Annotated in this window: 11 protein-coding genes; 7 read left to right on the top strand and 4 right to left on the bottom strand. The window is 44.8% G+C overall.

Features of this window, described 5'->3' with window-relative positions; genetic code table 11:
• The first annotated feature begins 634 nt into the window (after positions 1-634).
• From codB to AC4E8B_RS21965, 4 genes are all read left to right on the top strand, one after another.
• Positions 635-1,897, top strand: a complete 1,263-nt coding sequence (gene codB, locus AC4E8B_RS21980; RefSeq protein WP_490215579.1) for a cytosine permease — start codon at positions 635-637, stop codon at positions 1,895-1,897.
• Positions 1,898-1,900: 3 nt separating this feature from the next.
• The gene (locus tag AC4E8B_RS21975) at positions 1,901-3,169 is read left to right on the top strand and encodes a cytosine deaminase (protein ID WP_248137930.1); all 1,269 of its coding nucleotides are present in this window, start codon (positions 1,901-1,903) and stop codon (positions 3,167-3,169) included.
• Between the two features lie 155 nt (positions 3,170-3,324).
• Positions 3,325-4,026 (top strand): phosphoribosyltransferase, encoded by a 702-nt coding sequence (locus tag AC4E8B_RS21970; RefSeq protein ID WP_248137899.1) that lies wholly within the window; start codon positions 3,325-3,327, stop codon positions 4,024-4,026.
• Between the two features lie 297 nt (positions 4,027-4,323).
• Positions 4,324-4,590 (top strand): LysM peptidoglycan-binding domain-containing protein, encoded by a 267-nt coding sequence (locus AC4E8B_RS21965; RefSeq protein WP_009792881.1) that lies wholly within the window; start codon positions 4,324-4,326, stop codon positions 4,588-4,590.
• 61 nt (positions 4,591-4,651) lie between these two features.
• Here AC4E8B_RS21965 and AC4E8B_RS21960 read toward each other — a convergent pair whose 3' ends face one another.
• Positions 4,652-5,863: a M14 family zinc carboxypeptidase gene (locus tag AC4E8B_RS21960; protein WP_490215578.1), complete on the bottom strand. Its 1,212-nt coding sequence runs from the start codon at positions 5,861-5,863 to the stop codon at positions 4,652-4,654.
• A gap of 566 nt (positions 5,864-6,429) precedes the next feature.
• Between AC4E8B_RS21960 and AC4E8B_RS21955 the strand changes: the two genes are divergently transcribed.
• A complete protein-coding gene (locus AC4E8B_RS21955) occupies positions 6,430-11,991 on the top strand; it encodes a pullulanase (protein ID WP_490215577.1) in 5,562 nt (1,853 codons plus the stop codon).
• A 100-nt stretch (positions 11,992-12,091) separates the two neighbouring features.
• On the opposite strand, the gene AC4E8B_RS21950 is transcribed toward AC4E8B_RS21955, so the two are convergent.
• From AC4E8B_RS21950 to AC4E8B_RS21940, 3 genes are all read right to left on the bottom strand, one after another.
• Positions 12,092-12,238: a hypothetical protein gene (locus AC4E8B_RS21950; protein ID WP_490215576.1), complete on the bottom strand. Its 147-nt coding sequence runs from the start codon at positions 12,236-12,238 to the stop codon at positions 12,092-12,094.
• Between the two features lie 246 nt (positions 12,239-12,484).
• On the bottom strand, positions 12,485-13,804 hold the full coding sequence (locus AC4E8B_RS21945; protein WP_490215575.1) for a DUF4179 domain-containing protein: 1,320 nt from the start codon (positions 13,802-13,804) through the stop codon (positions 12,485-12,487).
• Positions 13,794-14,336, bottom strand: a complete 543-nt coding sequence (locus AC4E8B_RS21940; protein WP_490215574.1) for a sigma-70 family RNA polymerase sigma factor — start codon at positions 14,334-14,336, stop codon at positions 13,794-13,796. Before AC4E8B_RS21940 ends, AC4E8B_RS21945 begins: the two co-directional genes overlap by 11 nt.
• A gap of 97 nt (positions 14,337-14,433) precedes the next feature.
• Between AC4E8B_RS21940 and AC4E8B_RS21935 the strand changes: the two genes are divergently transcribed.
• Together AC4E8B_RS21935 and AC4E8B_RS21930 are read left to right on the top strand one after the other, a co-directional pair.
• Positions 14,434-15,039, top strand: a complete 606-nt coding sequence (locus tag AC4E8B_RS21935; RefSeq protein ID WP_490215572.1) for a sigma-70 family RNA polymerase sigma factor — start codon at positions 14,434-14,436, stop codon at positions 15,037-15,039.
• Complete coding sequence (locus AC4E8B_RS21930) at positions 15,032-16,432, top strand: DUF4179 domain-containing protein (RefSeq protein WP_490215571.1); 1,401 nt, start codon at positions 15,032-15,034, stop codon at positions 16,430-16,432. The genes AC4E8B_RS21935 and AC4E8B_RS21930 overlap by 8 nt, the downstream gene beginning before the upstream one ends.
• Positions 16,433-16,788: the final 356 nt, after the last annotated feature.

Genomic DNA, 16,788 nt, shown 5'->3' with positions numbered 1-16,788 from the left:
GGGGGCATTATTGGCGGCGTTAGGGTGTATTTTTTCCAGTAAATGTATTTTATGTAGAATGACGCTGATTTTTTGTAGAATCATTGGAAATATAGGTAGAATAACTAAGAATTTAAGTAGAAAAATAGAATATTTATGTAGAATCGTATAAGATTGCTGCCCCAACTAAGAAAAAATGTCTCTTTTGCATATAGCAGAAGGGCATTTTTCATGCTATACCAACACTCAATGCGATCCAGCAGGATAATTTTCCCCATTTTTGCAAAGCAGATACCTAATTTTTCCGGAAAACCTACAATCTCGTAAAAACACAAAGATTATAAGACATCCCTCTAGTTTCCACCATCGCCACAACCTCATCCCACGCCACCCTATTTGACATCCCCCTATTTTTCTGCCATAATAATAACCAATTAAATACTGGTACCTTTAATTCAGTCCCGTGAGGCTGGCAAGGACAGCGGAAATTATGAGAATCATTGGGTGAGGTGTATCCTGCCCGCTGGTTTTTCATGAGGAAAAAGGCTTCTTGTCGGAAACGGCGAGAAGCCTTTTTTCGTGTCCAACTTCTTATCATCGAAGGATCCTTCGGTACCAGTTTCAACATTATTGAAACTTATAGGAGGAATGGAAAATGAGTAAAGTAGATTTGGATTTTTCACTGAGTGCAGTTCCGCAGAAGCACCGCACCGGTTTTTGGAGAATGCTTGTGGTGATGCTGGGGCTGACGTTTTTCTCGGCAAGCATGTGGTCAGGCGGGACGCTTGGTTCAGGGCTGACTTTTATGCAGTTTATCGGAATCGTCCTGGCTGGGAACCTGATACTTGGCGCTTATACAGGAGCGCTTGCCTATATCGCGGCCAAGACCGGCTTATCGACACATCTGCTGACGCGCTATGCATTTGGTGAAAAGGGCTCTTATCTTTCTTCATTCTTATTAGCTGCTACACAGGTTGGCTGGTTCGGCGTCGGTGTGGCGATGTTTGCTCTTCCTGTCCAGAAGGTGACTGGGCTTGATGCGTATCTGCTGATTGGGATTGCAGGCATCCTGATGACGGCGACAGCGTTTTTTGGAATGAAGGCACTGGCGATTCTGAGCTTTATCGCGGTCCCGCTTATCACCATTCTTGGCAGCTTTTCAGTGTTCAAGGCAACGGAAACGGTCGGCGGTCTTAACGGCCTTATGCAGTATCAGCCAACAGAAGCAATCGGGCTTGCTGCGGCATTGACGATCTGTGTGGGTTCTTTTATTAGTGCGGGTACATTGACACCTGACTTTGCTCGCTTCGCCCACACAAAGCGGTCAGCAGTGATCACGACTGTGATTGCCTTCTTTATCGGAAATTCGCTCATGTTCATTTTCGGTGCTATCGGCGCCATCGCGACTGGCCAATCTGATATTTCCGAAGTGATGTTCATTCAAAAATTGATCCTCCCGGCCATCCTTGTGCTAGGGCTTAATATTTGGACAACCAATGATAATGCGCTGTATGCGTCCGGCCTCGGCTTCTCAAGCATCACAAAAATCGCGAAAAGCAAGGTTGTCATTTTTAACGGAATCGTCGGTACGATCATGGCGATGTGGCTTTACAATAACTTCGTCGGATGGCTGACCATCCTTGGGGCAGCCCTGCCGCCGGTGGGAGCCATCATTTTGGCGGACTATTTTATCATCAACAAAGGCAAGTATAAGAAATTTGAGCAAATGAGATTCAAAGCTGTCAACTGGCCGGCCATGTTCGCATGGGGTGCGGGCGTGGCTGCTGCGAATTTCATCCCGGGAATTCCTCCGGTCAATGCATTGCTTGGGGCGGCGATCACATTCGTCGTCATCACCAAGCTTGCAGCTCTCACGGCAAACACAGGCACAATAACAGAAATGGAAAAGGTGAGCTAAATGATGTTAATTAAAAATGCGAAGCTTAGAGGTAAGGATGGGCTTTGGAATATAACAGTAAGAGGCGGAAAGATTACGGAATTGTCGCAGGGAGATGTATCAGACTGGCAAGGTGAGGAGCTTGATGTAAAAGGATCGCTAGTTTCAGCTCCTTTCATTGAACCGCATATTCATTTGGATACAACACTGACAGCAGGAGAGCCTGAATGGAACCAGAGCGGCACACTGTTTGAGGGTATCCAGAGATGGGCACAGCGCAAGGAAACTTTAACACATGAGGATGTAAAGGAGCGGGCTAAAAAAGCGCTCAAATGGCAGATCGCACAGGGAATCCAGCATGTCCGCACACATGTGGATGTGACGGATCCAACCTTGACGGCGCTGAAGGCGCTCCTGGAAGTAAAAGAAGAAATGTCTTCCCATGTTAATCTGCAGCTGGTTGCTTTTCCGCAGGAGGGGATCCTTTCTTATCCAAGCGGGGCAGAGCTGATGGAAGAAGCGCTGAAAATGGGTGCAGACGTGGTCGGCGGCATCCCGCACTTTGAGTTTACGAGAGAATATGGTGTATCTTCTATGAAAATTGCATTTGACCTTGCGGAAAAATATGACCGTCTAGTAGACATTCACTGCGACGAAATCGATGATGAGCAATCACGGTTTGTTGAGGTGGTAGCAGCGGAAGCATATGAGCGGGGGTTCGGCAGCAAGGTGACGGCCAGCCATACAACGGCGATGGGCTCCTATAATGATGCTTATGCCTACAAGCTCTTCAGGCTGCTGAAGATGTCGGAAATAAACTTTGTGGCTAACCCCCTTGTGAATATCCATCTTCAAGGCCGTTTTGATACATATCCAAAACGGAGAGGCATCACAAGAGTGAAGGAGCTTCTCGAAGCGGGAATGAATGTGAGCTTCGGCCATGATGATATTTTTGATCCGTGGTATCCGCTTGGTACAGGAAATATGCTTCAGGTTCTCCATATGGGCATACACGTATCCCAGCTCATGGGCTATGAAGAAATAGTCCGTTCCTTTGACTTGATTACCGATAACAGCGCCAAAACACTTCACATCGAAGACAGCTACGGGATAGAAGCCGGAAAACCGGCCAGCTTCATTGTCCTAGACGCTGAAAATGAATACGAAGCCATCCGCAAGCAGGCAGCCGTCCTTTACTCTATCCGAAACGGCAGGATCATTGCGCAGACAAGCCCAAGGCAGACTTCTATTCTGCTGGGGGAGCAAAGAGAAAGTATAAATTTTAGCAAATGATCTAAGAGAGGGGGCAGCGGCGGCTGCCCCTTTTGCGCCTGGCACCCTCTCAGGCTTTTCCATTTACCCTTCCTCTTTTTCTATAATATAATGACACAGGCAAAGCTTTTAGCAGCTTTCCCGGTTATTGAGTTTTTCTAAAAGAGGCTAGATAAATGAAGAATATATATCTTGATTATAATCAGATTTCCCTTTCGCTTGATTCTATGGCGGATGAGATAAAAAGAGAGGGCTTTGACGGGCTTGTGATTATTTTGCGGGGCGGATCTTTTCCTGGCTTTCACCTGGCTTTCCTGACGGGGCTTCCTTATTATTTTTTGACCTATGACCGCAGCAGCGAGTCGGCAGAGTGGAAAGGGCAGGCTCCCAGACTTGAGAAAGTCCTCCTTGTTGAAGACTTTGCCGGAATGGGAAATACGCTGATTAACAGCAAAGAGTTTTTAATAAAACAAGGAATTGAAGTAAAAACACTGGTAATCTGCAAGGATTCGAAATCAGCATCAGTGCCTGACTTTTTCTGCTTTGAAACAACGGAAGAAAATGCCCGCTTTATTTTGCCGTGGGAAAGATTCAGGCTTAATCCAGCGGAAAGCAGCGTTTCTAGATCAGAAAATATTGCAGATCACCAATTTGAGAGAACCCTTTGGGATGAACAGCTCTTTTCCTTTGTCCGCGAAGGCGATGGGATTGCCGCAGGGCATATCGATAAAGGGAAAATGGCGATTTCACTCGGTTTTACCCATGTGGTGACGGCGAATGTGGAAGAGGCCATTCTAATATCCTCTCAATACCCTGAGCTCAGGGTAGCATGGTGGGACGGAGACCGAAAGTTTATGATACAGTCTAAGGCGGTATAAGGAATGAGGGACAGGTACTTATTCCTTTTTTTTTGCTCAAAGATACTATCATCTTCTGATTTTCCCAAGCAGGAATTGTTATAAAGAACGTTAGGTCAACTCCTGTTGCGAGTAAATTACGCAATAAAGAACCTCGTATTCTTAAATTAGATTAGCCTTTAAATAAACACTCCATAAGCCCTAAGTTATCATAACAAGACTTTCGTAAGTTTTCCCAAGGTCAACCCTATTGTTAACGCTTCCGATATTTGATAGTTTTGAAAGGAAGAACCGAAACTATATTAGGAGGAGATTTCTATGAAAAAGCTTGGGAAAATTGTATTAGCGTCTGCTATGTCTTTAGGGATTCTGGGGGGATTCGGCACTGTAGGCACTTCCACTGCCGAAGCCGCGCCTCCAGGCTGCTTTGGCCCGGTCTATTATTATGTGAAGTCAGGAGACACTCTTTCTGAAATTGCCGCTAAGTATGGGGTGACGGCTTCCTATCTCGCATCCTTAAATAATATTTCGGATCCGAATAAGATTTATGTGGGCCAGCGGCTGATGACGTATAATTGCAATTAAACTGTTAAAAGCCTCCACCCTGCCAGCAATGCAGGATGGAGGCTTTATTTTATATAATGCTCTATAGTCCTGGCTCATAAGCTGTATTTGGAATCTCGTTATAATCATCCGCATCCAGATTCTCCACCGAGCCGTCCGCAACCCCTTTAATAATGGCATTCAAACCGGTTTCAACCGCCTTTACAAGCTGGCCCTTTTTCTTTTGTCCCAGTGTATGCGACTGGCCTCTAACCTCAAACAGAACAGTGCCGCTGCCGTTAAGGGCGAAGCTTCCCAAGGCAGTGCCTGGAAGGTCAAGGTTTTGCTGATAGAGGGTGATGTTATTGAACGGCGAGTTTCCGATTGATTGCAGGGCATTATAAGCTGCCAGGTTCAGCTGCTTTGAAAACTCCACATTATACTGACCCGCATACTCTGCATATTTTAGTCCTGCTGGAGTGTTTGGATCAGGCACAAACTCGCCTGACAAGGACATCGTGACGATGTCGTCGGTTCCCTTTACATAGTATTCTCCTTGATGGTGAAGGTCAACGAAGACATCAACCTTCCCGAACTCGGCCTTTAATGCTTTATACACATCCCTTACAGTTTGAGATTCAGGTGTTATGTACCAGCCGGGTGCGCTTGACCTGCCAGGGAAATCTCCGGCCTGCGGGACGTAATCCAGGTCAGGATTGAAGTCGCGGTTCACATCAAAACCGGGCTGTCCGGTGTAATTCCGCTCCTGGATTGTGCCTGAGGCATAATAATTCCAGGCTGGCTTTGCGGCGGCTGCAAGCTGAGGAAAGTCCTGCACAGCTTCCTCCCAGGACATATCATTTCCGCGGCGGTCAAGCTCAGAAGCATCAGGGTTGATTTTTGGCAGCACCACCAAAGTGACATTTTCACGGATCTGCCTCGCTTCCGGTGAATTGCTGGATCCGAGATACTGAAGAATTTTTAACAGTGCCTCTGTGCCTGTCTTTTCATTGCCATGAATTTCGCTTTCAATCAGTACCACTTTTTCCCCTGTACCAACTCGTGCCTGGTAAATGTCCCGTCCCTGATTGGATTGGCCGACAACCGATAACGACACTTTGCCCTGGCTGCTCTTCTCAATCTGCTGGAGCTTGTTTACCATTTCGGCATAGTCAGTAAATCCAGCCACAGAGCTGGCCTCATACTGTCCTGCTTTGCCGCTGTCAGGAGATTGGGCCGCAATAGCTGTGCCTCCAGCCCCCGCACATAAAACCACTGCTGTACTTAATCCTGCAATCCATTTGTTTACCTTCATCCTGTCACTCTCCTTCGCTTTGCTTACAAAGACTATTGTAAATCGACAAGCCGCCGTCACCTTGTCGAAATATAAATCACGCACAGGTCTAGTTTTGTAGGAATGAAATGAAGAGTGTCGAATATTTCGCGTTTCGAAATAATTGAATAGTTCGTCCTATCAGGTGTATAGAAAGATCATGCCCATTGTCACCCGTTCTCAGATTAAGCATGACTATGAATCTATATATGTAATTAATTCCTTACTTTTTGTAAAAAATACTTAAGGGCCAAGGGACCTGACCCCCTGGCCCAACCCGCCCCCCGGCACAGCACTTTTACAGTTGCCGTTATCTGAAAATTATTGTAAAATTTGCTTACGTACTGCAAGCGGTTGCACAAGCTCTCATTTCATACCACGCACATTTATAGTCATTTCATCCTATAATTTGCAAACGGTTACAGTCATTTAGTTGTGCAACTTTGTGCAAACGCTTTCGCAACCCGCGCTGCAGGACTATCCCCGACAGAAAGGAGGCTCCCCCTAAATTCTATCCTATCAACCAACCAAAAGGAGGAAAGCAATTCATGCAAAAAAACCGACGCCAACTATCCATCTTCCTGTCGGCCATTATGCTATTGAGCCTGTGGCTGCCATTTATGCCGGCACGTGCGGCAGCAGCAGAAACAGGAGCATCCGACACCCCTGAAGCAGCACAACCCTCTGAACGACAGGTCCGCTTTACTTATATACGTGATGACAAGACATATGACGGCTGGAATATCTGGGCCTGGAACACAGGCGTGAAGGATGACCAGATTAATTTTGAATCCTATGAAAACGGGGTTGCAACCGTCAATATTGCTGTTGCCCCTGAAACAAAACAGTTCGGTTTTGTGCTCCGCAGTACAGAGGACTGGAATACAGCACAAAAGGAATTTGGCGACCGCGTCATTCCTGTGAACAAGAATGACAGTTTGACAAAAGCATACATCACGAGCGGTGTGGAAAAGATCCGGATCGTCCCGGACGGCTCAGCGCCTGTTATCAATAAAGGCAATGCAACTTTCTATTACCGTGATAAAGAGCTTTTTGCCAATGACAGCATGGACACCATTGAAAAAGTTGAATTGAAGTTTAATGGTGAAAATAAAGAAATGGTGTATGAGCAGGAAAACGAGCGTTTCATGCTTACATACGAGAATATCCCAAACGGAAAGCATGAATACTCATTTCTTGTTACTAAAGGCGGGGAGACAACAGAGGTTACAGATCCTTACAACACCACGGATGGTGTCTCTGCCATTGACTTTGAGCAGGCTGACTTGACTGTATCAGCTTCGACCAAGCCAGCAGCCATCGACTATAGCCAAAATGCAGTTCTGAGTGTGGATATAGCGGGACTCACTGACGAGGTGAAAATCACTGAAATTCTAGCTGATACTTCCTCTTTGGGAGGTTCTGATCAGCTGGAAATTGACCCTTCTCTCGGCAAAATCACCATTGCTGCAGATGACAGCACAACGGCCGGTGTGGAAAATATTCCCATTACAGCCGTGGATTCTTATGGCAATGAATATAGCGGGAATGCCGAGATTGAAATCAAAACACGGCAATCTGCCGGCGAAAATGATTTTGACTGGGATGAATCTGTCATCTACTTTATGCTGACAGACCGTTTCTTTGACGGAGATGACTCCAATAATGACCCATATGATCTAGGTTATGATGATTCCCGCGGCGCCTACCAGGGCGGGGATTTCAAGGGGGTAACAGATAAGCTGGATTACCTTGATGAGCTTGGGGTCAATACGATCTGGATTTCCCCGGTCGTGGAAAATATCCAATATGATGTACGTAACGGTGAGGCTGAACCTTATTATGCCTACCATGGATACTGGGCGGAAAATTTCAGCACCCTGAATCCTCATTTCGGTACGATGGAGGATTTCCATACATTAATTGACGAAGCCCATGAGCGCGGCATTAAAATCATGGTGGATGTTGTATTGAACCATACCGGATACGGCCTCAAAGAGCTGGATGCTGATAAAGAAAATCCTCCTCCAGGCTACCCGGATGATGAAGACCGCAGCCGCTTCAAGGATATCGTCCGCCAGGGTGCGAATGTGGGCACCGATGAAGTTGTTGGCGAGCTGGCTGACCTTCCGGATATTAAAACAGAAGATCCTGCCGTCCGCAAGCAGATCATCGACTGGCAGACAGACTGGATCGAAAAAGCAACAACAGCAAACGGCAACACAATCGATTATTTCCGTGTGGATACCGTCAAGCATGTGGAGGACGCCACCTGGATGAGCTTCAAAAATGCGCTCACCGAAAAAATGCCGGAATTCAAAATGATCGGGGAAGCATGGGGTGCAGCACCAGACAATGATTTTGGCTACCTAGAGTCCGGGATGATGGATTCCCTGCTTGACTTCGGCTTCAAAGAAACAGCCCGCAACTTTGTGAACGGCAAGCTGAAGGCTGCCAATGATGATCTTGCTGCCCGGAATGCAAAAGTGGATAACGCAGCAACGCTTGGCCAGTTTTTAAGCAGCCATGATGAGGACGGTTTCCTGCATTCACTCGGCGGTGATAAGGGCAAAATGAAGGTAGCAGCCTCCCTGCAGGCAACGGCAAAAGGCCAGCCTGTCATCTATTACGGAGAAGAGCTTGGCCAGACAGGCGCCAATAATTACCCGCAATATGATAACCGCTATGATTTTGCATGGGATCGAGTAGAAGGCAATGATATGCTCGAGCATTATAAAAAGATCCTTAACTTCAGGAAAGACCATTCCAAGGTTTTTGCCAAAGGTGACCGTACAGTGATTGGCGGCTCTGACAAGGAGCAATTCCTGCTGTTTGCCCGCAGCTATGGGGAGCAGACCGTGTATGCCGGCCTGAACACAGCGGATAAGGCAAAAACCATCAAGCTGGCTGTTGATTCAAAAACAGCCACAGTAACAGACCATTATGCTGATCAAAGCTATCAAACTACTGAAGCTGGAGAAGTTATTCTGACAATCCCGGCCAACTCAGATGGCGGTACTGTCCTGCTGACCGTGGATAACGGCAGCATCACAGGGGCAGCGCTTCAAAGCGGGGAAGAGGGCGAGGAACCTGAAATAGAGCCGATTCCCGAGAACTCTGTCCGCATCCACTATAACCGCGGTGACGGCAGCTATGAAAACTACGGAGCCTGGCTCTGGAATGACGTGAAATCCCCGTCAGCCAACTGGCCGGTCGGAGCAACGATGTTCGAAAAGAAAGACAGCTATGGTGCCTATATTGATGTACCCCTTGCTGAAGGAGCCAAAAATATCGGTTTCCTTATTATGGATGTGTCCAAAGGGGATGCAGGCAAGGACGGCGGCGATAAGAGCTTGACCATTTCCTCGCCGGAGATGAATGAAATCTGGATCAAGCAGGGGTCGGATGAGGTGTATACCTATGAACCTGTCGATCTTCCGGACAACACCGTCCGCATCCATTATACCCGTGACAACGGGGACTATGATGATTTCGGACTATGGCACTGGGGCGATTCAGCAGCTCCTTCTGATAATTGGCCAGCTGGCGCGGCTGATTTTACCGGAAAGGACCGGTACGGGGCGTATGCTGACATCGAACTGAATGAAGATGGCAAGGAACTGGGCTTTCTTATCGTGAACGAAAGCACTGGGGAAAAGGATGCCAGTGACAAGACCTTCAACCTGCTGGATAAATATAATCAGCTTTGGATCAAGCAGGGAGACGACGTGGTCTATATTTCACCATATGGAGATGTGGCATCAGGGATGACCTCTGCAGAAGTCATCTCAGAAGATACGATTTTATTAAACTTTACAATGACAGAAGGATTGACAGAAGACGGATTGAAAGCCGGCTTGTCCATTAAAGATAAGGATGGAAAAGAAATAGCCGTCACAAGTGCAGAGGTTACAGGTGAGAAAACGGCTGAGGTTAAAGCAGATTTTGAACTTGAGAAACTGCCGCTTTCCGTATCCTATTCCGGCCGCACAGTTTCTGCTTCATCAGGCTGGCGGATGCTGGATAAACTGTACAGTTATGATGGCGATGACCTTGGGGCCACCTACAAAAAAGGCGGAGCTGTGCTGAAGCTTTGGGCGCCGACAGCCAGCAAGGTAAGTGCCAATTTTTATGATGAAAATGATGCTGCTAAGCTGATCGGCAGTTTTGATCTCAAGCTTGGTGAAAAAGGCGTCTGGTCAAAAGAAGTCAAGCCGTCGGACCTTCGGGTGAAGGACTTGAAAGGCTATTACTACCAATATGAAGTCACCAATAATGGCGTAACAAAAAAGGTGCTTGATCCTTATGCGAAATCAATGGCGGCTTTTACCGTCAACACGAAAGGAGAAGCCGGGCCTGACGGCGATGATGTTGGAAAAGCGGCGATCATCGACCTGAAGGGTACAGACCCGAAACACTTTGATCATGCAAAAATCAAAGGATATGAAAAGCGCGAAGATGCCATCATCTATGAAGTCCATGTCCGCGATTTCACTTCCGATCCTTCCATCAAAGGCGATCTGGATGCGAGATGGGGCTCTTATGAAGCATTCATCGACAAGCTTGACTATATTAAGTCGACGGGTGTGACACACGTCCAGCTTCTGCCTGTCATGGCCTGGTATTTTGGCGATGAGACGAAAATGGGCGAGAGGGAAATGACATATTCAGCAGGAGGAAACGAGTATAACTGGGGCTATGATCCGCACAGCTATTTCTCGCCTGACGGAGCGTACTCGGAAAATCCTGAAGACGCGGAGCTGCGTGTGAAGGAACTGAAGAAATTAATCGACGCAATCCACGATGCCGGCATGGGTGTGGTCCTTGACGTTGTTTACACCCATATGGCAAAAGCAAGCACGCTCAATGATATTGTGCCAAACTACTATGCTTTCCAGGATGCCAAAGGCAATTTCCTTGGAGGGTTCGGCAATAATCTCGCAACCAGCCATACGATGGCTGAGAAGCTGATGGTAGATTCGGTGAAATACTGGTTTGATGAATACAAGATTGATGGCATGCGTTTCGACATGATGGGGGATGCAACCTATCATTCCATCCAGAATGCCTATGATGCAGCTGCCGCAATCAATCCGGATGCCCTGTTCATCGGTGAAGGCTGGCGGACATTTGCAGGTCATCTCGCTGACCCGGCACTTGAAGGAATGGGAGCCGATCAGGATTGGATGGATAAGACCGATGATGTCGGTGTGTTCTCTGATGAAATCCGCAATGAGCTGAAATCTGGATTCGGTTCGGAAGGTGAGCCGAGATTCCTCACAGGCGGTGCACGTGATTTGAATGTTATTTTTAATAACATTAAAGGCCAGCCGTCCAATACCGCTGATGATGATCCAGGCGACATGGTCCAATACATCGCAGCGCACGATAATCTGCCGCTGTACGATGTGATTGCCCAGTCTATTAAAAAAGACCCGGCCATCCCGGAAAATAATCTGGAAATCCATAAGCGTATCCGCCTCGGCAACTCGCTGATCCTGACCTCGCAGGGAACCGCATTCCTGCACGCCGGCCAGGAATACGGACGGACAAAGCAGTGGCTCGGAGAAGGTGTTCCGGAGCAAAAGTATCATGAGCTGACAGATGAAAATGGGGATCCGTTTGGATACTTTATCCATGATTCTTACGATTCATCTGATGCGATCAACAAGTTCGACTGGCAAAAAGCCACGAACAGCAGAAAATACAAGGTGAATGCTGTTACAAGGGAATATACAGAAGGGCTGATCAAGCTGAGAAGGTCAACAAACGCCTTCCGCCTCGGCGATAAAGAGCTCGTAGACAAAAATGTCTCTCTGCTGAAGTTCCCGGAAATGAAGGATCAGGACCTACTGATTGCATATAAGAATGTTTCCACAGACAAAACAGGCAGCTACTATGTCTTCGTTAATGCGGACAGCAAAGCCCGCAGCTTGACGCTCGGAAATTTGGATCTTTCCAAAGGCAAGGTGCTGGCCGATAACGATGAAGCGGGCACAAAGCAGGTCAAGAAAGAATCAGGATTCTCTCTTAAGAAAAACAAGCTGACCATCGAACCTTTAACGACCATCATCATTAAAGTGGATGAAAAGAAGAAGGGGAGAAAATAAAATTTCAAAAAACAGGGGGACAGTGAATCTGTCTCCCTGTTTTTCATAAAAAAACACCCATCAGGGTGCTGAAAGATTCTCATTCATTTTGTATAAGCTCCTACCTGATAACCAATCCGCGCCTCTTCTTCAAAGGAATGCTGTAGCAATCATCACAAACTCCATCATTATCAACAAACTCTGTGTAATCAGCAATTTCAGATTTGCATTTAGAGCAAATCCATTTTTCCTTGACAGTCTGCTCCATATGATCATCTCCTTTTTCCTGTCATTATTCGGCAAAAGGAGGAAGTTTCCTGCTGATAAATGTATATTTTTTGAATATTTAGTTGCTTATTGGCATATAGGCGCAGGAGGAGACATTCCTGTCTCTGTCAGATTATTTGTAAATATTTGGTGTTGGTGCCGACGCTTGTTAATAGCATTCTTTTTGTTACTGCAAGAAAACCAGCTGACATAAAGAGCCAGCCAATATGGCTGAAGCTCTCTATAACTATTTAACTTCTACTTGTAAGGTAAGGCCATCGAGCTTTTTAATATTGGATTTAAAGATACTCACGATTAATTCATCCAGGGAATCATTTGTTTTAAACCGGGCAAGGATATAGCCTTGCTGATCACTGGTATAATTGTCTAACCGTTCAATCTCGGCAGTTTCTCCTTTTTTCTTTAATGATAGATGACTGCGTGTAAGGCTTGGCGGTCCGTCCGCTTTGTATTTTATCCAGGTTTCCCCCTGTTTTTGCTGTATATCCGTAATTGTGATTCCGCCATATTTATCTTGGGGCAGATAAAAAGGCAGTTCTTGTTTAAGCGGGCTATCCAGTGCTTCATGATAGTCTGCATCCTCGATATAAGGCTGGATGGATAACGATTCAGGCAGTTTGCTCATTGGCTCGTAATATAGCCTGTATTTTTCAATATACTCGCCTGTAATATCTTCTCCGGAAGTACCTCCCATAATCATGAATGGAAGGATATTTCCCTTATTATCCTTCACTTCAAAAATGAATCTATCCAGATGACCCATGACTTCCTCTTTTAATCCCGGTGTGGCCATATTTACTTTTAGAAAGGTGGAGCTTTGGGATAATGCAGCTTTTTCAAGAGTAACTGTCCATTCATCATTGCTGGCAGTATCTGTTGGCCGCAGCTCAAGGGCATCAACTGCTTTCTCAATTGGAAATTCAAAGTTCCACTCTCCTTTTTGTTCTCCAACAGAGAATAATTGAACCCCAAGTTCAAACTGATCTGGCCAATCCTCGGAAGGTTGAATTTGATGCAGGTAACGAGGCCCATTGTCTATACTGCGGGCACCCCCTGAGTAATTATAAGAATTATCTCCATTTACTGTTAATCTGTCGTAAAAGTATGGACGCTCCATTGGTACATTGTCCTTTTTTGCCGAATAGATCAAAGCGATGCGGTCTCCATCATACAAGGCCTCATGGATGGTGACTGAAATGCCATTATCCTCAACGGTCTGGTTTATCTCCTGGAATTTCCCTTCATTATGCAGATTCTGCAGCCCTGCATCTCCCAATGGATTATGCACTGCTTCGTCCCCATCCGCGATAGTGGAGCTGAGAGGCTTCTCTGGATGATTATTGATAGACGAGTTGGAACTGATAATAAGAATAGTCGCAATAAGAGGCAGCGCAGCCAGTGTTAGGGCCGGAATAAGCTTTATTCTTTTAGGCTTTTGCTGTTTCTCCATCTTAAGGAATACGCCTTTTTTATCTTTTTCAGAAAACTGCAGGCCATCTCCATATTGATTGATGAACTCCTGTTTTAAAGGTGATTTATTCTTCATTAAAATATTCCTCCTTTAGAGTCGGGCGCAGCTTATCCTTGGCTCTGCGGATTCTGGTTTTAACTGTATCCAGTGGTATCGATAATATGTCTGCTATTTCTTTTGATTCCAGTTCGTGGATGAACCGCAGGATCAGAACTTCCCGGTACTTTTTTGGCAGGCTCATGATGTGGTCGATGATGCCCTGGTCGTTTAGCTTTCTCAGCGTGATAGTTTCTGGCGTTTGCTCTGTTGCCTGCTCCTTTGTATCGTCTGTCAGAAAAATTTTCCGGATATAGTACGATTTCAAGTAATCTTTGCATTGATTGACTGTAATCCGGTATAGCCAGGTCTTCAAAGATGACCTTTTCTCAAAACCTTTTATGTGCATAAAACATTTCAAAAATACAGTCTGAACAATATCCTTAGAGGCTTCAATATCCTTTACATAGGAAAAGGCCAGGATGGTTAAATCTGTTCCAAACTCTTCCATGATATCGTCGAGTAAGATATCGGCATTTTCATTTTCTATGTTGATGGCATTTTCCAACATACCTTCCCCCCTCTCTTAATAATTAGACGAATGGCAAAAAAACGGGGGTTCAAACCCTGTATTCATTTTACTATAATTGGTAAATGGGGCTTTTATAATGATTTTGAATAAAAAATGTGATCCACCTCGTTTAATTGTTGAAAGGGGGATAAAAATGAAAGCCGGCAAAATTTCAGAGAGATATCCCGAGGGAAAAGAGGAAGCATTACTAGCGAAATTAATGGCCGAATTCGGCACCGAACTGACTTATCTTGCCTATTCATACGTGAAAAACAGCGAGGATGCAAAGGACATCGTACAAAATGTATTTGTTACAGCTTATAGGCAATTAAATGAAGTCCAGGAAAATTACGTTAAGTCCTGGCTTTACAGGGTGACGATAAATAAATGCAAGGATCATCTGAAAAGTTCGCTTGTCAGAAGGGTGGTTCCATTTGGGTTGCCCATTGAAAAGAAAGAATCTGAGCCTTCTTTGGAAACGAGCATTATTGATAAGGAGTTTTCAAGCTCGGTGAGAAAAGCAGTTTTTAAACTGAAGCTAAAATATCGGGAAGTGGTATTCATGAGATACTTTCAGGATCTCAGCATAAGCGAAATAGCTTCCGTCCTTAAGCTTCCGGAAGCGACCGTACGTACAAGGCTAAGAAGAGCAAATGAGCAAATGGGACCGATTTTGAAAAAGGAGGGTTTCATTTATGAATAATCCTGATAAAAAATTCAATAGGATTTATTCAAAGCAAGAACAGGAAACACTGAAATTTTCTGCCGAGGATCAGAAGATTGTGTTTTCCAAGATACAAAACGGCAGTATCGAGCGCAAGAAAAAAGCCAGCTTTGCGATTATTGCTGCTTCTATCATGACGCCTGTCCTTTTGGCTGTAATCCTTGTATCCCTTCTGCAGACACCGCTTAAGCCGCATATCACATCGGCACTTCCATTCTTAGAAAGCTTGTTGAAAGAACATGGAGATGAAGGGCAGAAAAAAGCCTTAAAAGAGTATGAGCCCCAGCAGATTGATCAATCAGCTGAAAGCAATGGCATTAAGATTACAATGAATGAGGTTTTCTTTGATGGAGCAAGGATTTCTGCTTCATATACTATCGAGAATCAGAATGAGGACAAAGCTAAAGATTTGGACTTCTTTGCATATAATATGAAAATAGACGGTGAAGATGCTGGGGATATTGGATTTTCAGGAGGAAAAATCATAGAAAGAGAAAAAAATAAGATTAATAAAATTGTTAACATCGATATTGAAAAAGAGCTTCCTGAAACCTTTATTTTCGAACTCAGCATTGATGAACTGATTAATACGGAGGATATGGAAAGCGATACTATAGAAGGCAGCTGGAGTTTCTCGTTCCCGATTAAAAGGATCGGAGAAATTTATCAACTTGAGCCATCTATAGTACGTAAAAGTAATCTGGGAGATTTCAGAATAAGGAAAATGACTTTCTCACCAAGCGGAATGCTAATTGATGTTGAGACAAAGCAGACTCAAGAAGCAATCCAGGAAACAGGAGTTATTGCCTATAAAGTTTATGATGATAAAGGTAAGCTGTTGACACCACTAAATGAATCGGGTTCATCCTATAAATACGAATCAGGCACGGGTACTCGCATAACTAGTATCCTATATTCTCCTGCGGACAGTATCCCAAAACGCATTACAGTTAAACCATATATAAGTTTAAGATTCTTAAAAGGAGAGCCGGAGGAAAACATAATAAGTATTACCGAAAAGCTCCCTATTTTTCTGCCCCAAGGAGAAAATGGCGGAATCCTAATTAATGAAATTGTAAAGAAAAAAGAAGAAGTTTGGGTTAAATTTGATGTAAAGGGAGATTTTGTGCCAGAAAGGAAAAAGAACTTTTCTCTGATCAATGGCAAGGAAAGAAGCAAGGAGACTTCTGTAGAGCATGAAGGTGACAGGGACAGTGCCAAGCGGAAAAACCAGCTTATGAAATTTAAAATTCCATATAATGAAAATCTTCATTTCATAGCTATCGATGAAAGCCCGGAGTGGATTAAGGATTGGGAGCTGAAGATCACTATTAAAAAGGAAGATTTAAAAAAGCTGAGTAATTCTAAATAAAGTTTTAGTCTCTAAAGGTAATAGGCTCTACAGTATATTTGTAAGGAACCGATAAGGAAGAACCTTGGAAGTGTATTTGAGATCATGCGACTTAATTAAAATCCATATAATGTATTTCAGGCTTGTGTATCCCAGCGCAAGCCTTTTTCGTAAATAAGCGCTTACAAAATCAATACTAATGCTCAAATTGCAAGGCGAAATACGCAGATGGCTCGGGGTTAAGAGAAGTGGAGCGGCACTCTACAAGAAGAATTACAATTTATAGTCGAAGATATATCTAAAGCAGGATTTTCACAATACTATTAATGAGGTTCTGGACCAACAATATAAAATGCTTGATAAATTAGGTGTATATT

The organism is Bacillus sp. SRL543 (assembly GCF_984799205.1).
The sequence above is the reverse complement of the archived record's forward strand: the minus strand, read 5'-3'. Positions and strand labels throughout refer to the sequence as shown.